At 59.3% G+C, this 21444-nt stretch carries 20 protein-coding genes and 1 pseudogene; 12 read left to right on the forward strand and 9 right to left on the reverse strand.

What is annotated here, in order from left to right:
• Window positions 1-64: 64 nt before the first annotated feature.
• Window positions 65-295, reverse strand: a complete 231-nt coding sequence (locus RZS28_RS16255) for a phosphate starvation-inducible protein PsiF (RefSeq protein ID WP_407338774.1) — start codon at window positions 293-295, stop codon at window positions 65-67.
• Between the two features lie 164 nt (window positions 296-459).
• Between RZS28_RS16255 and RZS28_RS16260 the strand changes: the two are divergent.
• From RZS28_RS16260 to metH, 3 genes and pseudogenes are all read left to right on the forward strand, one after another.
• Window positions 460-1469 (forward strand): annotated as a pseudogene (locus RZS28_RS16260) (ArsR/SmtB family transcription factor).
• Entirely contained in the window at window positions 1466-2395 is a 930-nt protein-coding gene (metF, locus tag RZS28_RS16265; protein WP_407338775.1) for a methylenetetrahydrofolate reductase [NAD(P)H], read from the forward strand. The pseudogene RZS28_RS16260 and the gene metF overlap by 4 nt, the downstream one beginning before the upstream one ends.
• The gene (gene metH, locus RZS28_RS16270) at window positions 2396-6139 is read left to right on the forward strand and encodes a methionine synthase (protein WP_407338776.1); all 3744 of its coding nucleotides are present in this window, start codon (window positions 2396-2398) and stop codon (window positions 6137-6139) included.
• Between the two features lie 51 nt (window positions 6140-6190).
• Here metH and RZS28_RS16275 read toward each other — a convergent pair whose 3' ends face one another.
• From RZS28_RS16275 to RZS28_RS16300, 6 genes are all read right to left on the reverse strand, one after another.
• Complete coding sequence (locus RZS28_RS16275; RefSeq protein ID WP_407338777.1) at window positions 6191-6925, reverse strand: hypothetical protein; 735 nt, start codon at window positions 6923-6925, stop codon at window positions 6191-6193.
• 684 nt (window positions 6926-7609) lie between these two features.
• On the reverse strand, window positions 7610-8602 hold the full coding sequence (locus RZS28_RS16280) for a zinc-dependent alcohol dehydrogenase family protein (protein WP_407338778.1): 993 nt from the start codon (window positions 8600-8602) through the stop codon (window positions 7610-7612).
• A gap of 180 nt (window positions 8603-8782) precedes the next feature.
• Window positions 8783-9160, reverse strand: coding sequence for a response regulator transcription factor (locus RZS28_RS16285; RefSeq protein ID WP_407338779.1), 378 nt, complete (start codon window positions 9158-9160; stop codon window positions 8783-8785).
• 100 nt (window positions 9161-9260) lie between these two features.
• Window positions 9261-9941 (reverse strand): response regulator transcription factor, encoded by a 681-nt coding sequence (locus tag RZS28_RS16290; protein ID WP_407338780.1) that lies wholly within the window; start codon window positions 9939-9941, stop codon window positions 9261-9263.
• The gene (locus RZS28_RS16295; RefSeq protein WP_407338781.1) at window positions 9934-11913 is read right to left on the reverse strand and encodes a PAS domain-containing protein; all 1980 of its coding nucleotides are present in this window, start codon (window positions 11911-11913) and stop codon (window positions 9934-9936) included. The genes RZS28_RS16290 and RZS28_RS16295 overlap by 8 nt, the downstream gene beginning before the upstream one ends.
• On the reverse strand, window positions 11906-12094 hold the full coding sequence (locus RZS28_RS16300; protein ID WP_407338782.1) for a hypothetical protein: 189 nt from the start codon (window positions 12092-12094) through the stop codon (window positions 11906-11908). Before RZS28_RS16300 ends, RZS28_RS16295 begins: the two co-directional genes overlap by 8 nt.
• Before the next feature lie 480 nt (window positions 12095-12574).
• On the opposite strand from RZS28_RS16300, the gene RZS28_RS16305 reads away from it, so the two are divergent.
• Together RZS28_RS16305 and RZS28_RS16310 are read left to right on the forward strand one after the other, a co-directional pair.
• Complete coding sequence (locus RZS28_RS16305) at window positions 12575-13033, forward strand: (2Fe-2S)-binding protein (RefSeq protein ID WP_407338783.1); 459 nt, start codon at window positions 12575-12577, stop codon at window positions 13031-13033.
• Window positions 13033-15288, forward strand: coding sequence for a molybdopterin cofactor-binding domain-containing protein (locus tag RZS28_RS16310; RefSeq protein ID WP_407338784.1), 2256 nt, complete (start codon window positions 13033-13035; stop codon window positions 15286-15288). The genes RZS28_RS16305 and RZS28_RS16310 overlap by 1 nt, the downstream gene beginning before the upstream one ends.
• A 145-nt stretch (window positions 15289-15433) precedes the next feature.
• Here the strand turns inward: RZS28_RS16310 and RZS28_RS16315 are convergent, their stop codons facing one another.
• Complete coding sequence (locus RZS28_RS16315; RefSeq protein ID WP_407338785.1) at window positions 15434-16054, reverse strand: HWE histidine kinase domain-containing protein; 621 nt, start codon at window positions 16052-16054, stop codon at window positions 15434-15436.
• Between the two features lie 25 nt (window positions 16055-16079).
• Window positions 16080-16505 carry a PAS domain S-box protein gene (locus tag RZS28_RS16320; protein WP_407338786.1) on the reverse strand — a complete coding sequence of 142 codons (426 nt, stop codon included), beginning with the start codon at window positions 16503-16505 and terminating at the stop codon, window positions 16080-16082.
• A gap of 245 nt (window positions 16506-16750) precedes the next feature.
• Here RZS28_RS16320 and RZS28_RS16325 point away from each other — a divergent pair, with 245 nt between their 5' ends.
• The 7 genes from RZS28_RS16325 (at window position 16751) to RZS28_RS16355 (ending at window position 21281) form a co-directional block, all read left to right on the forward strand.
• On the forward strand, window positions 16751-17491 hold the full coding sequence (locus tag RZS28_RS16325) for a Crp/Fnr family transcriptional regulator (RefSeq protein WP_407338787.1): 741 nt from the start codon (window positions 16751-16753) through the stop codon (window positions 17489-17491).
• Window positions 17492-17633: 142 nt separating this feature from the next.
• The gene (locus RZS28_RS16330; protein ID WP_407338788.1) at window positions 17634-18287 is read left to right on the forward strand and encodes a hypothetical protein; all 654 of its coding nucleotides are present in this window, start codon (window positions 17634-17636) and stop codon (window positions 18285-18287) included.
• A 145-nt stretch (window positions 18288-18432) separates the two neighbouring features.
• Entirely contained in the window at window positions 18433-18657 is a 225-nt protein-coding gene (locus tag RZS28_RS16335; RefSeq protein ID WP_407338789.1) for a hypothetical protein, read from the forward strand.
• A 16-nt stretch (window positions 18658-18673) separates the two neighbouring features.
• Window positions 18674-18883 carry a DUF1656 domain-containing protein gene (locus RZS28_RS16340; RefSeq protein WP_407338790.1) on the forward strand — a complete coding sequence of 70 codons (210 nt, stop codon included), beginning with the start codon at window positions 18674-18676 and terminating at the stop codon, window positions 18881-18883.
• Complete coding sequence (locus tag RZS28_RS16345; protein ID WP_407338791.1) at window positions 18880-19812, forward strand: efflux RND transporter periplasmic adaptor subunit; 933 nt, start codon at window positions 18880-18882, stop codon at window positions 19810-19812. Before RZS28_RS16340 ends, RZS28_RS16345 begins: the two co-directional genes overlap by 4 nt.
• Window positions 19813-19924: 112 nt before the next feature.
• Complete coding sequence (locus tag RZS28_RS16350) at window positions 19925-20824, forward strand: LysR family transcriptional regulator (RefSeq protein ID WP_407338792.1); 900 nt, start codon at window positions 19925-19927, stop codon at window positions 20822-20824.
• Between the two features lie 217 nt (window positions 20825-21041).
• Window positions 21042-21281, forward strand: a complete 240-nt coding sequence (locus RZS28_RS16355) for a hypothetical protein (protein ID WP_407338793.1) — start codon at window positions 21042-21044, stop codon at window positions 21279-21281.
• The last annotated feature ends 163 nt before the right edge of the window (window positions 21282-21444 follow it).

Genomic DNA, 21444 nt, shown 5'->3' on the forward strand with positions numbered 1-21444 from the left:
GCTTGCTTAGGCGCGCCGAATAGGCGGCGCAGCCTCCCTGAAGCGCGGGCGCCGGCGGCGCTGCTCAGCTCCGCTTGCACTTTGCGCGAAACTCCTTGCGCGCCTTGCCGTGCAGCTTCTTGGCGTCGGCCTGGTCCGAACATTCCTTGGCCTTGGCCTTCTTGGCTTCGTCTGTTGCGGCGTCCGGCGTCGCCGCGACCGCCGAAGTTTTGGGAGCAGGAGCTTGCGCATAGCTGATCTGCGTGGCGGACAGAGCAAGAGCGGCGGCGATCATCAGGGAGAGAGCGGTTTTCATGGTCGAGAACCCTTTTGCAATGAGGCGAGAACGCCAATCGTGCTTACCCTGGAGCGACGGCGGAACCAAGGCGGGAAAAGCGCCGCGCCTGGCCAACTGGAAACTTTACATATAAATATATCTGCATATATAAAGGTCTCTTAGATCGATCTGGGAAGGCGGCTATGCCTCAGTCCGAATACGCGCCTTTCGACGCCATTCTCGCAGCCTTGACGGCCGCGGGCGAAGCGACGCGTCTGCGGCTCCTTTGCCTTCTCGCCGAAGCCGAGCTGACGGTGACCGAGCTTGTCACGATTCTCGGCCAGTCGCAGCCGCGCGTGTCCCGTCATTTGAAGCTCCTCGTCGAGGCAGGACTGGTCGAGCGCCATCGCGAAGGCGCTTGGGTCTTCTTCCTCATCGCCCAGACGGGGCCTGCGGCGGATTTCGCCCGCGACCTTGTCCAGCGGCTCGCGCCGGGCGACGCCCATTTGCTCGCCGATCGGGCGAGGCTCGCCGAAGTGCGCCAGGCCCGCGCCGATCAGGCCGCTCGCTATTTCGCCGCCCATGCCGCGAATTGGGACGAGCGCGGGCCATGCATGTGCCCGAGGAGCGCGTCGAGGCGGCGATCCGCGAGGCGATCGGCGCGAAGCCTTTGCACGCCCTGCTCGATCTCGGCACGGGCGGCGGGCGGATGCTCGAGCTTTTGGCGCCGCTTGCGACCCGCGCGGTCGGCGTCGATCAGTCGCCGCAAATGCTGAGCGTCGCCCGGGTTCGCATCGAGCGGGCCGGGCTGCGCAATGTGCAATTGCGCCAAGGCGACATTTACGCCGTCCCTGTCGAACCCGATTTCTATGATCTCGTCGTCATGCATCAGGTTTTGCATTATCTCGACGACCCGTTGCGCGCCATTCGCGAGGCGGCGCGGGCCTTGCGGCCGGGCGGGCGCCTCGTCATCATCGATTTCGCGCCGCATGAGGAGGAGAATCTCCGCGCGGCGCATGCGCATCGGCGCCTCGGCTTCAGCGGCGAAGAGGTGGCGGGATTCATGACCGCGGCGGGCTTGGAGTTCCTCATGCGGCGCGACCTTGCGCCCGATGCGAACGAAGGCGGCAAGCTCATGGTTTCCCTCTGGCTAGGCCGCGACCGCCGCATGATCGCCGATCCCATCCCCTTAACTACGCGAGAAGTTGCATGAACGAGTATCCGTCCTGTGATTTTCCGCGCGCGAGCCGCCGCGCCTGTCCCGATATTCATGTCTCGTTCGAATTTTTCCCGCCCGCGACGGAGGCCATGGAGGCGACCCTCTGGGAGTCGATCAGCCGTCTCGCGCCGCTTGGCCCGACCTTTGTTTCCGTGACCTATGGCGCCGGCGGCTCGACCCGCGAGCGGACTCACGCGACGGTCGCGCGCATCGTGAAGGAGACGTCGGTCAAACCTGCCGCGCATCTGACTTGCGTCAACGCCGCGCGGGATGAAATCGACGCCATCGTGCGCGGCTATTGGGACGCAGGCGTTCGCCACATCGTCGCCTTGCGCGGCGATCCGCAACAAGGCCAAGTTCCGGGAGCAACAGCGAAGTTTTGCCCGCATCCGGCGGGCTATCCAAATTCCACCGCGCTTGTCGCGGGGATCAAGGAGATCGCCGATTTCGAAATCTCGGTCTCGGCCTATCCGGAGCGCCACCCCGAAAGCCCCTCCGTCGACGCTGATATCGACGTCTTGCAAGCGAAGATCGACGCCGGCGCGAGCCGCGCGATCACGCAATTTTTCTTCGAGAATGAATGCTACCTTCGCTATGTCGATAAAGTGCGGGCGCGCGGAATCGACATTCCGATCGTTCCCGGAATCGTGCCGGTGCAAAGCTTCAAGCAGACCGCGAATTTCGCCAAGAGGGCCGGCGCCACCGTTCCGCAATGGCTCGCCGATCGCTTCGAAGGTCTCGACGACGATCCTCAGACGCGAAGGCTCGTTGCGGCGACGGTCGCCGCCGAGCAAGTGCTCGACCTCGTCGATCACGGAATCAGAGAGTTTCATTTCTACACGATGAATCGCGCCGATCTCGTCTATGCGATCTGCCATCTTTTAGGGCTTCGGCCAAAACTCGAGCAAAAGGCCGCTTGAATGACGCGAAGGTTGAACGGAGCGGAGATCCGCGAGGCGGTCCTCAAAGTCGCGCGGGACAGAATCCTTGTGCTCGACGGCGCGATGGGCACGATGATCCAGCAATATAAGTTCAGCGAGGCCGAGTTTCGCGGCGCGCGCTTCGCCGATTGGCCGCGCGATCTGCGCGGAAACAACGACCTGTTGAGCCTCACCCAGCCGCAAGCAATCAAATCCATCCATCGAGACTATCTCGAAGCCGGCGCCGACATCATCGGGACGAACACTTTCAACTCGACGCGGATTTCCCAGGCCGATTACGGCATGGAGGAGCTTACGCCTGAGTTGAATTTCGCTTCGGCGAAGCTCGCCCGCGAGGCCGCCGATGAGGCCTGGCAAAGGGACGGAGTTCGCCGCTTCGTCGCCGGGGCCTTGGGGCCGACCAATCGGACCGCTTCGATTTCGCCCGACGTGAACAATCCGGGCTTTCGCGCCGTGAGCTTCGATGAGCTGCGCGACGCCTATGCCGAGGCTGCCGTGGCTTTGATCGAGGGCGGCGCGGACATCTTGATCGTCGAGACGATTTTCGACACGTTGAACGCTAAAGCGGCGCTTGCTGCGATCGACGGCGTATTCAAGACGATGGGCGAGAGCCTGCCGATCATGATCTCGGGGACGATCACGGATCTCTCCGGCCGCACGCTTTCAGGCCAGACGCCGACGGCTTTCTGGCATTCGCTTCGCCATGTGAAGCCGCTCACCTTCGGCCTGAATTGCGCGCTCGGCGCGCGCGAGATGCGCGCCCATCTCGCCGAACTTTCGCGGATCGCCGACACGCTCATTTGCGCCTATCCGAACGCCGGCCTGCCGAATGAATTCGGCCTTTATGACGAGAGCCCCGAATATATGGCCTCGCTCATCGGCGAGTTCGCCGAATCCGGCCTCATCAATATTGTCGGCGGCTGCTGCGGCACGACGCCTGCGCATATTCAGGCGATCGCCGAACGGATCAAGGGAATGGCGCCGCGCGCCGCGCCGGAGATCGCGCCGCTGCTGCGGCTCTCGGGCCTTGAGCCTTTCACGCTCACGAGCGACATTCCTTTCGTCAATATTGGCGAACGCACCAATGTCACGGGCTCGGCCAAATTCCGAAAACTGATCAAGGAAAATGATTTCCCCGCGGCGCTCGACGTGGCGCGCGATCAGGTCGCGATGGGCGCGCAGGTCATCGACGTCAACATGGACGAAGGCCTGCTCGACTCGCAGGCGGCTATGGTCGAATTTCTTCATCTCGTCGCCGCCGAGCCCGACATCGCGCGCGTTCCGGTGATGATCGATTCCTCGAAATTCGCGGTCATCGAAGCCGGGCTCAAATGCGTGCAGGGCAAGGGGATCGTCAATTCCATATCGATGAAGGAAGGCGTCGAGAAATTCATCGCCGACGCCAGGACTGTGCGCTCTTACGGCGCGGCTGTCGTCGTGATGGCCTTCGACGAAAAGGGGCAGGCCGACACGCGCGAACGCAAGGTCGAGATCTGTTCCCGCGCTTACGATATTCTCACGAAGGAAGTCGGCTTCCCGCCCGAGGACATTATCTTCGATCCGAATATTTTCGCGGTCGCGACCGGCATTGAGGAGCACAACAATTACGGCGTCGATTTCATCGAAGCCGCGCGCGAGATCCGCGCGCGCTGTCCGCACGCGCATATATCCGGCGGCGTCTCCAATCTCTCCTTCTCGTTTCGCGGCAATGAGCTGGTGCGCCAGGCCATGCATTCAGTGTTTCTCTATCACGCCATTCAAGCCGGCATGGATATGGGAATCGTCAACGCCGGCCAGCTTTCGGTCTATGCCGAGATCGACCCCGAGCTGCGCGAGGCCTGTGAGGATGTGATCCTCAACCGTCGCCCCGACGGCACGGAGCGATTGCTCGCCCTCGCCGATGCCTACAAAGGCCAGGGAACCGAAAAGGTCGAGAAGAACCTAGCTTGGCGCGAAGAGCCTGTCGCAAAGCGGCTGGAGCACGCGCTGGTCAATGGCATAACCGAATATATCGATCGCGACGTGGAGGAGGCGCGAGCGAGCTCGGCGAGGCCCCTCGATGTCATCGAAGGCCCGTTGATGGCGGGCATGAATGTGGTCGGCGATCTTTTTGGCGCGGGCAAGATGTTTCTGCCGCAAGTCGTCAAATCGGCGCGGGTCATGAAGCAGGCGGTCGCTTATCTGATGCCTTTCATGGACGAGGAAAAACGCAGGACCGGCTCCGTCGAAAGCTCCAGCGCCGGCAAGATCCTGATGGCGACGGTCAAGGGCGACGTGCATGATATCGGCAAGAACATCGTCGGCGTCGTGCTCGCTTGCAACAATTATGAGATCATCGATCTCGGCGTCATGGTTCCGGCGGCGAAAATCCTCGAGACCGCGCGGGCAGAGCAGGTGGACGCGATCGGCCTTTCCGGCCTCATCACGCCGTCGCTCGATGAAATGTGCTACGTCGCCGCCGAAATGGAGCGCGCCGGCTTCGACGTGCCGCTGTTGATCGGCGGCGCGACGACGAGCCGCGTGCATACGGCGGTCAAGATCCATCCGAATTACGTCAAGGGCCAGGCGGTCTATGTCACCGACGCCAGCCGCGCCGTCGGCGCCGTGCAAGCGCTTCTCTCGCCCTCGCAGCGGGGTGAGTATATCGAGTCGATTCGCGCGGAATATGGCAAGGTGGCGGACGCGCATCGCCGCGCCGAGGTCGACAAGCAGCGCTTGAGCCTCGCCAAGGCGCGCGCCAATGCGTTCAAGCCCGACTGGGCGGACTACGAGCCGCCGCGCCCACTCTTCACCGGCACGAGGGTGTTTCGCACTTATGACGTCGGCGAGCTCATTCCCTATATCGATTGGACGCCGTTCTTCCAGACGTGGGAAATGCGCGGCCGCTTTCCCGCGATCCTCGACGATCCGAAGCAGGGCGAGGCGGCGCGGCAATTGTTCGACGACGCGCAAGCCATGCTTGCGCGCATTGTCGAGGAGCGTTGGTTCGATCCCAAAGCCGTGATTGGCTTTTGGCCGGCGAATAGCGTCGGCGACGACATCATGCTCTACACGGGCGAGTCGCGGACGGAGAAACTCGCGGGTCTGTTTACCTTGCGCCAGCAATTGCTGCGGCGCGATGGGCGGCGCAATATGGCGCTCGCCGATTTCATTGCTCCGGTCGATTCCGGCAAGGCTGATTATATCGGCGGCTTCGTGGTCACTTCCGGCGCGCAGGAGGGCAAGATCGCCGACCGCTTCGCCAAGGCGAATGACGATTACGGTTCGATCCTCGTGAAGGCGCTCGCGGATCGCATCGCCGAGGCTTTCGCCGAGCGCATGCACGAGCGCGTGCGGCGTGAGTTCTGGGCCTATGCGGCGGATGAGGCTTTGACGAACGAAGAGCGGCTTGCGGAAGACTATCGCGGCATTCGCCCGGCGCCCGGCTATCCGGCGCAGCCCGACCACACCGAAAAAGCGACCCTATTCCGCCTACTCGAAGCCGAGCGCCGCATCGGCGTGACATTGACCGAAAGTTTCGCCATGTGGCCCGGCGCGTCGGTCTCCGGCCTCTATCTCGCGCATCCAGAAGCGCATTATTTCGGGGTCGGAAAAATCGAGCGCGACCAGGTCGAGGATTATGCGGCCCGCAAGGGCATGAGCGTAGCGGAGATCGAGCGCTGGTTAGCGCCAGTGTTGAATTACGTTCCGGCGACGGTGGTGGAGGCGGCTGCGGCGGAGTGAAACATGGACGCTGATAGTGTGGATTCAGCTATTCTCGATGAATGATTGAGTTTAAATCACCGTGTTGGTCAAATCTGAAAGTCGCTTTTCAATGGCCTCCTCGAGAGTTTTCATGATGGGAGTGCCATTTTTGAAAAACTTGTCACGTGCAGATAAATCAAAGCTTATATAAGGATACCTGTGACTTAGCTCTTGTTCGTTAATTGCATCCCATATCATCTCATTCAGCAAGATAAAGCTAGCTCTAATCTCTTTCGGTATGAGAATACAATTCTTGCGTACATATGCACTTAAATTTGTAGCGTACTCCTGTGTTTCCCATAAATGATGCCAAAAAATTTGTTCACGGTAGTATTTTGTTTTCTCTTCCGATTTTTTCAGCTCGGCTTTTTCCCATTCTGCCAGTTTGGATCTAGCGATGAATTCCTCCAAGTGTCCTGCACTCATCTTATCAGGGTCAGGCTCAACCCGTAGCGTGCGCATTATCGAATCAGTTCGCGAAAAGGCGTCATTCAAGTGCGCCCATGCTTGTGGAATGACGTCGAATTCGCGCTGATTCAGCTTTGCAGCGCGGTCAATCAGCCGCGCAATGTGGATTCTCAGCGCTTCGAGTTCCTTCTGCTGTTCATGCTTTAAAGCTTCGCGCCGATCGGCAAATCTTGCGTCGAGCCATTTCTCGCCGAGCATTCTGAAGATGCCATAACCTGCACCAACAATGGCGCAGATGACAACGACGCCGCCGCCGAAGACGGCAAGTAGTGACTGCAAGCTTGACCAAATCTGCATGGGCATTTCCATTTCGTGACAATATCGTTCAGAAAATCACGATAGTCGCGCGGCGCGGTCACAATCGCATAGCTTCGGCAAGGATGCGGCGGCCGATGTGGGGTTTCAGCGCCAGCCGAGAAACGAGATCAACGCGTCGGCCGGTCAATGCGCCGAGTTCTTCTTCCAATGCGAGGAACGACGAAAGCCCGATCGGCCGTTCGAACTCCACCCCTTCCGCCAAATCAAATCACAACGACGAACGCCGCCCGGCCGCCGATCTCGCGTGCTAGGCGGCGGGAAGGGCTCTGCGAAGATCGCCCTTCGATCCACCGATGCCGAACCTCTCCGGATCGCGAACAAGGCCCGCCTGTCTTGACGCAGGGGGCGAAGCGCGTGTCCCAGCGTATGTAACATTCTCCTTTCAAGCACGTATGCAATTGTCTCCTGCTCTCCGTGATGGTGGATGGCGGTCTTACCTGCTGGTTCGACCACGAACACTCCGCCCCACATTTGAGTCTCTATCCCAAGATCACGGGCAATGGCGGCGTGCCGCTCCGAACCAGGCGTCTGGGCCGTTCGTCTGATGGCCTCGTTTTGATCACGCGACTTCCATCAAAGCCAGCGAGGAAAATTTAGCCCACCGTGTTGCCGACGCTTGCGAGATCTTTTCGCCGCCCGGTTGATCTTGCGGCAATCTCATTGCTAGTCCACCGTGACGATGATCTTGCCGATTTGCTCATTACTTTCCATAAATCGATGCGCATCGACGATCTTCTCGAACGGAAATGTTTTCGTGATGATCGGCTTCAGCTTGCCGCTGGTCAGGCCGTCCAGCACATATTGTTTCCCTCTCGCCATCCGCTCGGCGTCGCTAACCACTTCGAATAGCGTGTAGCCGCGTAAGGTCAGGCCCTTTCTAAGCGCCGTGAATAAGGGGAAGGGCGTTGGCGACTGGGCCAACGCGCCATACAGGATGATGACGCCGCCCTGGGCGGCCGCCTGCGCCAGCGTTTCTACACCTTCGCCCGCCACCGGATCGAAAGTCACCCGTGCGCCGTCGTCGCCGGTGATCCGTTTCACCGCCTCGGCTAGATCCTCGTCTTCGGTCGCGATCACGTGCTGCGCGCCATGCCCAAGCAACGCCTCGCGCTTCGCTTTCGTGCGCGTGGCCGCGATCGAGATCGCGGCCGCAGCATTGGCGATCTGTATCGCCGCGAGCCCGACCGAGGATGACGCCGCGGTGATGATCACCGCGTCGCCGGGCGTGATCCGCGCCACGTCAATGAGGGCGCCGTAGGCCGTCAAATACTGCATCCAGATCGCCGCCGCCTGTTCCCATGATAGTTGGTTTGGAACCTTCGCGGTCGCGGCGGCGGGGACGATTACGTGGTCGCCGTAAACGCCATACATGTTCATCGAAAACGCGGGTATGGTAGAGACCTTGTCGCCAATTGCAAACCCGGTCACGCCCTCGCCGATCGCCTCGACCGATCCGGCGGCCTCGTAGCCGAGTCTGCTCGGCAACTTCGGTTGCTCCAGATATTGACCAGAGCGAAACATGGCTTCCGCCCGGTTGAGGCCCAACGCATGCACGCGGAGCCGCAATTCTCCGGGTCCGGGCGGGCCAACATCCACCTCGTCGATCTGCAGAACTTCGGGGCCACCGGTCCTATGAAATCGAATTACGCGCGCCATTGTTTGCTCCTGCTTACTGGCATTCCCCCAATAGATTGTTCATCCGCCTACTTCCGAAGCCAAAGCGGCGCGAATCATGAACTCGCGGGGCGCCCTTCGATCCCAGGCTTGTCGGCGCAATATACCTTCGCCGAAGCTTTTTGGGGCCGCGGCGAGGCCCAGCCGACGCTCAACCAAAAACTAGTCTTCGTCACCTCGGACGCTATGCCTCCTCACGGCCTCATCAAGGCATTCGATCAAGGCTTGTCTATGAAAGGGCTTGTTGAGAAAGCAAATAGCGCCAGCCTCCAACGCCCTCGCGCGTAGTCCCTCATCGGGATAGGCTGTGATGAAGATAATCGACGCGAGGCGACCTTGGTCGATCAGATGGGCTTGCAGCTCAATGCCGCTCATTCCTGGCATTTGAATGTCGGTGATCAGGCATGACGTATCACTGCTGCGTGGAGATCGTAAAAACTCTTCCGCGGACGAAAACGCGTAAACGGAATAGCCGAGCGATTGCACAAGGTTTTTTGTTGCGCTGCACATGTGTTCGTCATCGTCGATGACTGAGATCACTGGAGCATTTCTCAAGCTTGTCCAATCCTTTATCTCGGCGCGACCAACCCCATGTAGAAGGGTCTTTCAGAGAGATAACTACGCATCGAAGGCGGCCAGCTCAATCATACGTAGGTTTGCCGCTCTTTCGCTTCGGGGGAATCCCGAGGCTGTCGGTCATTCGCACTAAATCAACCAATGACTTCGCACTCAATTTTCTCATGATGTGGCCGCGATGGATTTTAACGGTGATCTCGGCAAGACCTAATTCGGCGGCGATCTGCTTGTTCATGAGTCCCGAGGCTACCCACTCCGCGACGTCCCGTTCGCGAGCAGTCAAAGTCTCGAAGCGAGAGCGCAGGTTTGCAAGGTTCTTCTCCGCTTGGCGTCTTTTTCGATCGCGCTCAAGCGCAACTCGAACGGCGTCAAGCATATCTTGGTCGCGAAATGGCTTGGCGAGAAACTCGACTGCTCCTGCCTTCATAGCCTTCACCGTCATCGGGATGTCCCCATGCCCGGTCATGAAAATGATGGGTATGTGAACATTCACCTTCGCCAGTTCGGCTTGAAAGTCCAAGCCGCTTGGGCCCGGCAACCTGATATCCAGCACAAGGCAGCTCGGACCATCCGGAATCGCGCGCCGCAGAAATTCTGGCGCCGAACCGAACGCCTCGACTCGCAAATCTACCGATTCAAGAAGGTTTCTCAGCGCCGCTCGCATCGATTCGTCGTCATCGACGACAAAGACGGTCGGTTGTTCGATGCCCGCGCCGCCGCGTGAAGAGGATGAATGTTCAGTCATGGCTTATTCTCTCGGCCAGCGGCAGCGTGAACCGAAAGGTCGCGCCGCCGCTTACATTTGGGGACGCGCCGAGCCGTCCGCCATGTGCTTCGATAATCGATCGGCAAATGGACAGTCCCATTCCGATGCCATTGAATTTCGTCGTGAAGAAGGGGTCGAAGATCCGGTCGGCGATCGCGGCGTCAATCCCGACGCCAGTGTCCCGCAATGTCACGATTACTTCAGCCGGCTCGGCCGGTTGGGAAAATATCGCTAACGCCCTCGGGCGGCCCGTCACCGTGCTCATGGCTTCGACGCTGTTCATGATGAGATTGATAATGACCTGCTGCAGTGCGACCCTGTCGCCTAATACTGGCGGCAGCGTTGGCGCGAGGTCAAGCCGCAGCGACACAACATGGACCTGCATCTCGCGCTCAACTAATAGGATGACTTCTTGAATGACGTCGTTGATGTCCATCAAGGCCTTTTGCGAGCTGGCCTTTTTGGCGAGACCGCGAATTCGGCTGATCACTGCGCTTGCGCGATTGCCGTCGCCGATCATAGCCTCCATAGAAACATGAACTCGATCGAGGTCCGGCGGATCGCGGCGCAGCCACCGCAGCCCGGCCTCTCCGTTGGCGACAATGGCGCCGAGCGGCTGATTCACTTCATGCGCAATGGAGGCGGTGAGTTCGCCCATCGTCGTCAACCGCGCAACTCGGGCGAGTTCTGACTGAGTGTTGCGGAGCGCGTCCTCGCTCCGCTTTAGGTCTTGGATGTCGGTATTCGTTCCATACCATTTGATGATGTCGCCATGCTCGTCGCGGAGCGGGACCACGCGCATTAAAAACCAACGATATTCTCCATCGAAACGCCGAAACCTGGCTTCTGTCTCGCCCGCCAATTCCGAGGCGTGGATTTTGCGCCACTTGTTGATGCACCGCTCGGCATCCTCGGGATGGAGCGCCTTTGTCCACCCCCAGCCACGGGTTTCTTCGGTAGAAAGGCCTGTATAGTCTAGCCAGCGCTGGTTTTGGAATTCGCTGGAGCCGTCCGCAAGCCAGCACCATGCTTGCGTAGGTATCGTGTCGATAATCGTCCGGAGTTGAGCCTCCGATTTCTTGAGTTCGCTGAACGCCTTTGCCAACTCTACCTCGCCGCGCTTGCGCTCGGTGATGTCTACGGTGGTGCCGATATACTCATCTATCTCGCCAGAGTCCTTGGAAAGAGGTCGCCCAGTGGCTAGAAGATTGGTTGTTGATCCATCAGGTAGGGCGGCTCGAAATTCAAATGTGAACTGCCATCCGACGCGAATTGACCCTTCAAGGATTTGGCGCACAAGTGGTCGGTCTTCCGGATGGACCCTCTTTAAGACTGATTTTAGTGTCGGCTCCGGTCCCCCTGCAGCGTCAAAGCCAAAGATCCGGTAATGTTCCGCCGACCATGTCACTTTTCTGGTTGGAATGTTCCAGCTCCAGCTACCTGTGCGGCTTATTCTCTGCGCTTCAGCCAGAAATGCCTCGCTCCGCCGCAGCACTTCTTCCGCGCGATTGCGCTCGGCGTTCTCTATGAGCAGCGCTTCGTTGAGTCTCTTAAGCTCCTGAACTGTAACATCCAACTCATCGCGCGCGCGCCTGAGCGTTTCACTGGTGCGCCGTTGCGCCGAGCTCAGCGACCACACAAAAAGGGCTGACATGGCGAAAAGAAGAAGGCGCGGCGCCTGATCGATATCCACACTCAACGAGTAGGCCGGTGCGACGAAGTAGTATTTGAAACTCAGAAACGAAAGCGCCGCGGCAAGCAAGCCCGGCCTCGATCCGCCGAACCAGGCGCTCAGCATGATGGCGCAAAGAAACAACGCGACAGGAGCGCCTACCAAATGGTCTTCCAGCCACCGTGCGGTCATGAGCGCGCCGGCAATGGAGACAGTGGCGATCCCATACGTCAAAATCGCAGGCGGATGGGACCACCAAATACGATCCGGCTTAGCCATGGACCGATGCCTTCTTACCAACAATCTGAAGGTCGACAAGCTTCCTATTTAATCCAGATCGAGCCTCCCTGCCAAACTGTGCTTCTGGTGAATTAGCCGCGAAGACGCCGTGCTCCAAGGTCCCGAGTGGACGGGTAAAGGCGCCGCGGATCTCGCCGGCGCCGATGATGCCGATCGTCATGCGTCCTTCGATGAAGCAACGGTAGCGAAGTCCAAGCTCCACGGTCCGCGACCACTTGACGCGCTTCGTTTGCAGCTCCTGGAATACGGCGCGCCGCGTTCAGGCGCAGGAGGCCAGCGTTAAGGACGCGCATTGGGATTGGTCCCTGTGCAAAGTAGTAGAGTCGAACAACGGGCATCTCATGGTTATGCTGTGTAGATAGTAGTATAGCATAGCAGTTCAACTGGAATTGATCGCGCTTTCTTGCGCCCAGACTTGGACGACGAGAGCGACTTCATATATTACCGGCATCTGAAGTGATTGCTTCTTGGTATCTGGCGGCGCCGTGCGGCGACAATAACGTGGCGCCGACCGCGCGCCGAAGAGTAGGTCCGCCGTCCGGGCAACTATCTCGCCGATCGACGCCATGACGTCCGAGAGAGCGTCCAGGAATATCATAGCGCCAGCCTGAGCGCGTCAAAATAACAGGAGCTAAGCGAGATGCTGGATCTTCGAGTCAATGACGCAATGCATCGGATCGACGCGCCGCCCGAGATGCCGCTGCTTTGGGCGCTGCGCGATCTTATCGGCCTGCGTGGAACCAAGTTCGCTTGCGGGATTGGCGCGTGCGGCGCATGCACCATCCTTCTTGACGGCGAGGCGGCGCGCGCCTGCATAACCACGATCGCTGACGTCGGCGGCAAGGCTATCAGGACGATCGAGGGCCTCTCCGGTTCTCGTGGCGACCATCCGCTTCAGCGGGCCTGGAAACAGGTCAACGCGCCGCAATGCGGCTATTGTCAACCGGGCCAGATCATGCAGGCCGCAGCGCTGCTGGCTCAGACGCCAAAGCCCACTGACCGGCAGATCAATGATGCGATGGCCGGCAATATCTGCAGATGCGGCGCCTACCAGCGCATCAAGGCCGCAATCAAGATTGCGGCAGGGGAGGGCATCTAATGAACGCGATCGCAAATCTCAGCCGTCGCGGCGTGTTGCGCGGAGGCGCATCGTCCGGTTTCATTCTCGGTTTCCACGTGGCGGGCTACAATCCAATATTCAACGCGGCGGTCGCGGCGGTCGTCGATGCGGTCTTGTCGCCCAACGTCTATGTCGCCATTGATACATCAGGGCGTGTAAGCATTACGATTCCGCGCTCCGAGATGGGCACCGGCATCAAGACCTCACTGGCTCAAGCCCTCGCCGACGAGCTGGATGCCGAATGGACCGACATCCATATCATTCAGGCGCAAGGCGACGAGAAATACGGCGACCAGAACACGGATGGGTCGCGCAGTGTTAGGCAGTTCCTGCTGCCGCTGCGGCGCGCCGGAGCGTCGGCGCGGCAGATGTTGATCGCAGCGGCCGCTCAACGGTGGAAGGCGTCCCCTACCGAATGCCGGACCCAGGTCGGAGAGGTGATTGGACCGAAGGCGAGTCATCGTCTGCGATACGGCGATTTGGTCGAGGCCGCGACGCGGCTGCCGGTTCCCGCGCCCGAGAGCCTGACTTTGAAATCACCAAAGGACTGGCGCTATATTGGCAAGCCTTTGCCTGTCGTCGATCTTGACGACATCGTGCATGGCAAGGCCGTGTACGGAATTGATTTCACCTTGCCAGGCATGAAATACGCGTCGATCGAGCGTCCGCCTGTCTATGGCGCCACGCTCAAGAGTTATGACGGAAAGGCGGCGCTGGCGACGCCAGGCGTTGAGCGCGTCGTGGAAATCCCGGTCGCGTCGCCGCCAGCCGGCTTCAGGCCGCTTGGCGGCGTCGCCATTATCGCGAGCAACACCTGGGCGGCCGAACAGGGACGTCAACAGCTGAAGATCGAGTGGGACGAGGGTCCCAACGGCGGCTTCGACAGCGACGCCTACTACAGGGAGCTGGGTGCGACGGCGCTCAAGCCAGGCCAAGTGTTTCGTCATAACGGAGATGTGGACGCGGCGCTCGCCGGCGCGGCGAAACGCATTTCAGCGGATTATTTCGTCCCGCATCTTGCGCACGCGATGATGGAGCCGGAAGCCGCCGTCGCGCAAGTCGTAAACGGGGTCTGCGAGGTGTGGGCCGCGACGCAGAACCCGCAGCAGGCGCGCAAGACCGTCGCCGAGGCGCTCGGCGTGGATCCAGCTGACGTCACGATCAACGTGACGCTGCTCGGGGGAGGGTTTGGCCGGAAGTCGAAGCCTGATTATGTGGGCGAAGCCGCTGTGCTCGCCGGCATGGTCGGCGCGCCGGTCAAGGTGACCTGGACGCGGGAGGACGATATCAAGCATGACTACTTCCACGCCGCTTGCGCCGATCATCTGGAAGCCGGGCTTAATGCGAACGGCAAGACTGTCGCTTGGCTACATCGCAGCGTGTTCCCGTCCATCGCCGCGACCTTCAAGCCTGGCGTGACCTATGGCGCGCAAGGAGAGATGGATCAGGGCGTCGTGGACATGCCATATGACATCGCCAATGTCCGATGCGAGAACGGACCGGCCAAGGCGCATGTGCGCGTTGGCTGGTATCGTTCGGTCTACAACATCCCGCACGGCTTCGCCTTGGGCTCCTTCGTCGACGAATTGGCGGCCGCCGCCAGCAAGGACCCGGTAGAGCATATTCTTGAGTTGCTGGGCGATCCGCGTAAGGTGGACCTGCGCGCCATGGGCGTGAACTACGGAAATTATGGCGCATCGCTCGATGATTATCCCGTCGACACGGCCCGTCATCGCGCTGTCGTCCAACTTGCGGCGGAACGCGCCGGCTGGGGACGCAAGCTGCCGCCTCGCTCCGGATTGGGCATCGCCGTCCATCGCAGTTTTCTGACTTACGTCGCAGCGGTTGCGCGGGTGGCGGTGGACGCGCGCGGCGACGTGTCCGTGCAGCGGATCGATTTGGCGGTGGACTGTGGTCAGGTGCTCAATCCAGATCGGGTCACAGCACAGTTCGAGGGGGCGGCGGTGATGGGCCTTGGAAACACGATGTTCAGCTCGCTGACCTTCAAGAACGGCCAGGCGCAGCAGACCAATTTCGCCGACTATCTCGTAGCGCGGATGGACTCTGCGCCCGAGACGCATGTGCATATCGTGCCCAGCGATGCGCCGCCCGGCGGCGTGGGAGAGCCCGGGGTTCCTCCGGTGTCGGCGGCGATCTGCAACGCGATCTATGCGGCGACAGGTCGAAGGATTCGCGCGCTGCCGGTCGATCCGCAGCAATTGGCGACGACGTGAATTAGACGCTGAAAGTCCGCGCTGTTTCTCTTGTGGGTTCAGCGGGGAAAAGGCCCGGACTTAGGGCCGCCCAAAAAGAGCTACGGCGCCTGACGCCTCTTATTTCGCATGTCAGCGAAATTTTAAGCTAACGCGATGGCGGCTATCAGCGCCCATGGGTCGTTTCATCTGACTTTGTGAGCCGCTCCAATGGAACTGACAGCCGGACGACTAACCCTTCGGGATTCCAGTCGCGGGAAATTTGACCGGCCAATTGGCCGGTTACTATCGCACGGGCAAGACCGCCGCCAAATCCTTCACGTTTCGGCTCACCGCTAAGCGACGGACCGCCATGTTCGCGCCATGTCAGCAGGAGTTCATCCCTTTCGACCGACCACTCGATGTTGACCTGCCCGGTCGAAGTGGACAACGCCCCATGTTTGGCGGCGTTTGTTGCAAACTCATGGAGCAGAAGCGCTATGCTCGTGATGGCATTTCCTCCGATCGGGGTGTCCGGACCGCTTATGAAGATGCGCGCATCTTCGTCATGGCCTTGAGGAAGGTAGGGAGAGACAATTGCGCCGACGAGAGCAGGTAGGGTGGTTGGCCGCTCGGAGCTCTCCTTTCCCTCTGTGAACTCGATCAGCATGAGGTCGTGCGCGCGCGCAAGCGCTCCAAGCCTTTTCTGAATCGCTTCGGCGAGTTCCTGGGGTGTTTTGGCCGTGCGCGCGCTTAAGGCAACGAGTCCTGACGCCAGAGCCAGCAAGTTTTTGACGCGATGGTTCATCTCTTTGAGGAGCAGCCTTTGCTGCTCAAGAGCGCGTCTGCGTTCGGTAATGTCCCGGGCGATTTTTGACGCGCCGACGATCCGGCCTTCTGTGTCCCTTAATAGGCGATACGGCCAACGAAATCTCGATGAGGCTTCCGTCTTTGCGCTGGCGAATGGTTTCGTAGTGGTGGACGTGCTCGCCACGGCGGATGCGCTCGATAATTCCAGGTCCCTCGTCAGGGCGATCCGATGGAATCAGGATTGCGACCGGCTGACCTATGATTTCCCCCGCAGCATAGCCGAAGAGCCGCTCCGCGCCCGGGTTCCATGTGGTTATGATACCGTCGAGATCTTTACTGACGATCGCATCATCCGAGTATTCGACAATAGCGGCAAGCCGTTGCGCAATTTGTGCCGGCTGTCTGCGATCTGTGGGATTAATCATCATGTTCAAGGCGCCAGTGAGCATGCAATTGCCATAGGCTGGCTTCCGACATGGAAGAAAGGCCGACAAGCGTTGTCATGGCGGCCGCCTTTAGTTTCGCGCTGCGGAGCTGACTGCCGTTTTGACAAAGACCGTCCCCCCATAGCCGCCGGCGCAATAGGATTAAGAGTCACTGTAGATTTAAGTTGGCACATCGCGCTTGCCTTGTCTGTTCACTTGTGAACATAAGAAAGACGCCTTTTTAAGAGCAAATTCGCGGACATCATTAAATGCGAGTCCCGGCAGGATCGTCTGATCGGCCCTTCAACAATCTTTTGCGCGCTTTGCGAGAGGCCGACTACGCTCTTATCGCGCCGCATCTGGAACTTGGGCGGAACTCGGCAAATGAGTTGCTTTATAGTCCCGGGGACGATGTTGGCACCGTCCATTTTCCGTGCGGACCTAGCTTGGTCTCTATGCTCGTAACCAACGAGGACGGCCGCGACGTTGAGGCGATTCTTGTAGGTCGTGAGGGAGCGGTCGGCGGCATTGTCAGCGCAGGGCATCTTCCTGCCTACTGTCGGATCGTCGTTAAACACGCCGGAGCATTTGCTCGCCTACGCGTCAACTCTCTTGAGGCCGCGAAGGCGAAATCATCTACGCTTCACCATCTATTCGCTCGCTATGCGGATTGCTTGTTAGCGCAAGTGTTCCAATCGACCGCCTGTAACGCGATCCATTCGATCGAACAAAGGGCGGCAAAATGGATCATCGCGGCGATGGAGCGCACCGGCGACCACGTCGCGCTGCTGACCCAAGAGCAGCTCGCAAGGATGCTGGGCGTCGGTCGCAGCTATATCAGCCGGGCCATGCAGACTTTCAAGGCCGAACAAATCCTGGAAATAAAGCGAGGCTCGATCGTGATTCTCAATTTCGAGGCGTTGCAAGCGCGCTCGTGCCTATGTAACGAGAGCGTCAAGAGACATTTCGAGGAGGTGCTCGGCGGCGTCTATCCCATCGATGGACCCTGACGAGCTGCGTAAGGTCAGCGCTGTATGGATCGTAAAGCCTGGACCAGTTCGCGTTCCAACGCCAAATGATTGACAAGGATCACTGCTAAATGGATTTTCCCTTCACAAGCCGTTTTGCTATAGGCTCCCTGTGCCGCGCGTAATGCTTCTCATTTCCGTCCTGGCTCTGGTTGCGCTTGCAAAAGGCGTCCAAGCGCAAGACGCCATGACTTTCCGTTTAGGCTCGACCGGCCAATGCGCCGGCCCGTGCCCGGAGGTGATTACAGCCGAAGGTGAGATCGCCGACCGGACGCCCGGCGACTTCGTCAATTTCGTCCGCGGAAACTCTCCGGGAGGCAATCCGAACGCTGTCATCTTCATCAACTCGCCTGGCGGCAAGGTTGTGGCGGCTATGGAGCTCGGCAAGATTTTTCGTCGCATGGGCGTCTCCGCTGTGGTCGGACGCCCCGAGCCACGTCTCGATGGCGGCCCGATTCGCTTCAGCGGCGCGAGCTGCTTTTCGGCTTGCGTCTATGCTCTCATGGGCGCGAAAACGCGCGTGATCCCGCGGCAGAGCAGAGTCGGCCTCCATCGTATGTTCGCCTACGAGTCCGGCGCTGATTCCGGCGATGTCGCAGGCGACCGACGCCGTCGCTTCGACGATGGCAGAGTGGCGGGAGTTCTTGAGCGCTACAGTGCAATGATGGGCGTAAGTCCAGGCCTCGTCCATGCCGCAGAACATGGTTCGTTCGACGGTCTGCGTATCCTTACCCCGAGCGAAATCGCGAAATGGCGCCTTGGCTCGCCGAAACTCTGAAAATAGCCTCCCTCCACGTTGAAAGCAGCAGACAGACAGGGCGCCGCTGACCCAGTCCAAGTTCTCAGCTCCCGTTCGAGGCCTCAATCCTCCAGCTTGAACGAACGCAGCTTTATTGTCGGAAATGGCATAATGAACCTTATTCTTGCTGGCTAATTTCCCCAGCCAGCAGCGATTAAGTTCCATCATGTCGCGAACTTATGAACGTATCGGCCGGATGGCTCGACGTTTGTTCGCTGCGATCAAGATGCGCGCCGGATTGCTCTCGCTGAGGGCGGCCAAAAAAGACACGGCCAAGCTCTGGCGCGCTCTTCTTGTTTACGGCCTGATCCTGTGGGTCGGTCGCTACGCTGGCCCAGATAAACGTTGAGGCTCCAAAACTGCAGATGAACGAGGAAATCGACCTTTATGGGGTATTCATACCTGGGTTGCTGATGTGGGCGGCCTGCGCCTTTGCGCTGAGCGCGGGCATTCGCCGTCTACTTGCGGAATGCGGATTTTACAAGTTGGTCTGGCACGCCGCCCTCTTTGATCTGGCGCTGTTTGTTTTCGTTCTGCGTTGCGTCGTATTTGTTTTCGCTCACTCTGTGATATGAAAAGCCTCCTTTCCTTCCTCGGCCGTTTCGCGGTGACGGCCATCATGCTTTCTGTCGCCGCCGTGGCCGCTTGGCAGCTCTGGACCTATTATACGGAAGAGCCTTGGACGCGAGACGGCCGGGTTCGCGCCGACGTCGTTGCCGTGGCTCCTGACGTATCCGGGCTCGTGTCCGAAGTTCTGGTGCGTGACAATCAAGTGGTTGCGAAAGGAGACGTCCTTTTCCGAATCGATCGGGATCGCTTTGTGTTGGCGCTCCAACAGGCGGAGGCGGTGGTGTCTGGCCGCCGCGCCGCTGTTGACGAGACGACCAGCGATCTCAATCGTTATCGTCAGCTAAGCGATAAGGTCGTGTCGCAGCAGAAGCTCGAACAGATCGTCGCAACCCAGCAGCAGGCCGCGGCATCCTACCAACAGGCTGTCGCGGAACGCGACCTCGCCAAGCTCAATCTCGCGCGCTCCGAGGTTCGCGCCTCCGTCAACGGAACGGTGGCGAATTTCGAACTCAGGCCCGGCGCTTACGTCTCCGCCGGAAAGGGCGTTTTCGCGCTCGTTGACAGGGACAGTTTACATGTCGAGGGCTATTTCGAGGAGACAAAGCTGCCGCGTATTCGGGTCGGCGATCCGGTCACCATTTACCTGATGGGCGAGAGCCGGCCCTTGACCGGACGCGTCGAAAGCATCGCCGCGGCGATCGAGGATCGCGAACGAAGCGCCGGCGCGAATCTCGTCGCAAATGTCAATCCCACGTTTAACTGGGTGAGGCTCGCCCAACGCGTGCCAGTGCGCATCGCCCTCACAGAAACGCCCCGCGAGGTTTCGCTCCTCCCTGGCAGAACCGCGACCGTCGCCATAGATTCGCAAGAGGCGGAGCCTTTATCGGCAAAAATAGCGCAATTCTTCCGAAACACGGCTGCCAAACTACCTTGAGCGTCGCCGGGCATCTGGGCGCTGCAGCGCGCAATCGCTTTCATGCCAAATCACGTTATGTTCAAGTGCAAGGCCGGCGAAGACAAGAACCATGTTGGATCCTGGATAAGCAATGCAAAAGCTTGACGACATGATCACCTTCGTTCGCGTCGTCGAACGCGGAAGCTTTGTCGCCGCCGCTCGCCAACTCGGCATTCCGCCGGCGACCGCCAGCCGCAAAGTGCAAGATCTCGAGAATCGCTTAGGCATAGAACTCCTGCGTAGAACCACGCGACGCGTCTCCGTCACCGAAGCCGGCCGTAAGGTCTATGAACGCGCGGCTCGCGGCCTCATGTTGATCGATGAGGCTGAACTCGTCGCCAAGAGCCACAATGCGAAGCCATCAGGCGTCTTGCGGGTTCTGGCGCCTTACGCATTGGGACTCATCATAATCGACCAAATGTTGTCGTCCTTCCAGACGCTTTATCCCGATGTCCAAGTCTATCTGACCTTGAATAATGAGCCATTGGACCTTATCGAGCACGGATTCGACGTCGCCCTGCGGATAGGGGCTCTGAAAGATTCTGCTTATGTGGTCCGCCATTTGTTGCAAGGGAACCGCCGCATTGTCGCTTCGCCCGGTTATCTCGAGCGAGCCCCATCGATTCAATCGATTGCGGACCTTGAGGAACATGTATTTCTGGCTTCCAATATTGATGTTCCGGCAGCCGGAAGCGTCTATTCCTTCATGAATGGCAATGAAGAGAAGCGGGTGACGCTCACGCCCCGCATCGCGTCGAACGAAGCCTCGGTCATTCTCAATCATGTCTTGCGAGGGGAGGGGTTTGCAATTCTGGCGGAGCTGCTCATCAATCCCCATGTGGCGGCCGGCGCATTGAAGATTGTCTTGCCGGACTGGCATGGCGCCGATGAACTCCAGGCGTCGCTGATCTTTGGCCGTCATGCAACGAGCGATCCGAAGATCAGGCTATTCATCGACTTCGTAAGCGGCGCCTCGCGGGCCCTCGCGTGAACTGGCGGTCGTTTCTCGTCTTGATCCGTATTCTTCATGCCTATCTTGATACAGACCACGCCGGCGCAAGCGGGCCAGTCCCGCGACGCTCAGAATTGTTGTCGGCGATAAGAGATTGAAATGCAGCAGCGGCCAATTATCACAACGGCTCCTAAGTCCTAAATTTCTCCTGGTAGCTGGATAAGCCGGTTGTCAAAAAGCACCAGGAACGGAGAAAATGAAAACCTTTCGAATCCCTCTAGCCGTCGCCGCTTTCGTCGCCAGCATTGGAGTCGCGGGGGCGCAGGACCGCTACACGCATCATGAGAGGGATTATTATTCCCTATACAATTCGACGGCTGCAGAGCAGTCTTTAGGATCTGATCACAGCCGCTTCGATGTGTCTGGAACGCGCGATCGTCTTGGTCTCGGCGCAAGTCCGATTCGTCCGGAAGGCCCGGGCAATCCGCAGCCATAACGTCCCCGCTTGAAATGACGGCTCGTTGTTTGTGTGGCGGACTCAACGCTAAGCGAAACTTGGATCAACAAGATGCACATGACTAGAAGTCGACCTAAGCGACCACAATGACGCGCCATGACATGAAAGAGGCGGGCCCTGGCCCGCCTCTTCCGACTCAAGT

Source organism: Methylocapsa polymorpha, from assembly GCF_045689225.1.
Lineage (GTDB): Bacteria > Pseudomonadota > Alphaproteobacteria > Rhizobiales > Beijerinckiaceae > Methylocapsa > Methylocapsa polymorpha.